General features: G+C 71.7%; 3 protein-coding genes. All 3 read left to right on the top strand.

Annotated features, from left to right (window positions below; all coding sequences use genetic code 11):
* On the top strand, window positions 1–240 hold a 240-nt coding region (locus tag AB1578_23750; GenBank protein MEW6490912.1), incomplete at its 5' end, for an oxidoreductase.
* A 21-nt stretch (window positions 241–261) separates the two neighbouring features.
* Complete coding sequence (locus tag AB1578_23745; protein ID MEW6490911.1) at window positions 262–708, top strand: hypothetical protein; 447 nt, start codon at window positions 262–264, stop codon at window positions 706–708.
* A gap of 77 nt (window positions 709–785) precedes the next feature.
* On the top strand, window positions 786–1,660 hold an 875-nt coding region (locus AB1578_23740), incomplete at its 3' end, for a histidine kinase dimerization/phospho-acceptor domain-containing protein (GenBank protein ID MEW6490910.1).

Genomic DNA, 1,660 nt, shown 5'->3' with positions numbered 1-1,660 from the left:
TTGAAGACGAGCCTCGATCTCGACGTGGTGCACATCTACTCCCGGCCCGAAGACGGGTGGGAGGGCGAGCGCGGGCGCCTCTCGGTGGAGACCCTGGCTCGTCACCTGCCGGCGGACCGGATGGAGCGCGAGTACCTGGTGTGCGGACCCGAGGCCATGCAGAAGTCGGTGCAGCAGATGCTGCTGCAGCTCGGGTTGCCCCTGGAGCAGTGCCAGTCCGAGACCTTCAACTTCGTGTAGCGGGCGGGGGAGAGCCTTCCCATGCGGGAGCACTACTCCAATCAACTGGCGGCCGTGACCGGGGTGCTCATCGTGCTCGTCGCGATGGCCTTTGCGGCCCTCCAGTCCCCCGAGCTCGGAGAGCTCTCGCCGGGGGCCGCCATGGCGCGGGCCCAGGCCGTGCCCCATGGCGTGGAGGGCCGGGCTCAGTGCAGCCGCTGTCACGGTCCGCGGGGGCCCGTTCCCTACCCCGTGCGCCACCTGGGGTGGAGCAACCCGAGCTGCACCCGCTGCCACGCCCCGCCCGTGCCTGCCGCCCCGGCGGCTGACCTTCCTCGGGCCGGCGCCGCGCCGCTGCCCCACCCCGTCCTCGGATACGAGGCCTGCGGCACCTGCCACGGACCCGGGGAGATGCTCCCCTACCCGGATGACCACAAGGGCCGGCCCGACGACGGATGCACCCAGTGCCATCCGGCAACCGAGCCCTGACGGGGCTGCCGGCTGCCATGGCAAGTCCCCTCCCTTCCCGACGCTCGCAGCGCAGGAAACGCACGATCGCGCTCGGGGTGGCCGCGGTCGTGGCCGTGGGCATCGCCGACTACCTGACCGGTATCGAGCTCAGCCTCGAGATCTTCTACGTCGCTCCCGTCACCTACGTGGCCTGGAGGGCAGGTCTGGGGCCGGGGCTGGCGCTCGCCGCCGGCGCGGCCCTCACCTGGCTCGCGGGCGATCAGGCCGCCGGCCACCGCTACGCCCTGGCCCATGCCCCCTACTGGAACGCCCTGGGGGGCTTCCTGGTCTTCGCCCTCCTGGCGACCGTTACGGCCCGGAGCCGCGCCCTAGCGGCCGAAAGGGAAGCATCCCGCAGGACTTTGGCGCGCAAGACCCGGGAGCTCGAACGCTCCAACGCCGAGCTCGAGCAGTACGCCACCGCGGCGGCCCACGACCTGAAATCGCCCCTGGTGGCCGTGGGAGGCTACCTCCAGCTCCTGCGCCGCAAGCTGGGAAGTGCCTGCGACCCCTCCTGTGCCCAGTACCTGGATGAGGCGGTCCGGGGCGCCGAGCGCATGGAGGCCCTGATCGAGGACCTCCTCGCCTACGCCCGGATCGGCAAGGGCGAGCGCACGCCGGAGCCCGTAGACGCCGGCACCGCCCTCGACGAGGCCCTGGCCAACCTGGCCGCGAAGGTCGAGGCCGCCGGGGCCCGGATCACCCGGGACCGCCTCCCCGTGGTGCCGGGCTATCGTCGGGAGCTCGTGCAGCTCTTCCAGAATCTGCTGGAAAACGCGCTCAAGTTCCGCAGCCAGGAGTCCCCGCAGGTTCACGTGGGCGTGCAGGAAGGCCTGGAGGAGTGGGTGTTCTCGGTGCGGGACAACGGCATTGGGATCGACCCGGCCCACGCCGGCAAGGTCTTCGGGCTCTTCGAACGGCTCCACGGGCC

It is taken from the genome of Thermodesulfobacteriota bacterium, from assembly GCA_040756475.1.
Taxonomy (GTDB): Bacteria; Desulfobacterota; Deferrisomatia; order Deferrisomatales; family JACRMM01; genus JBFLZB01.
This window is presented reverse-complemented; position numbering and strand designations above follow the sequence as displayed.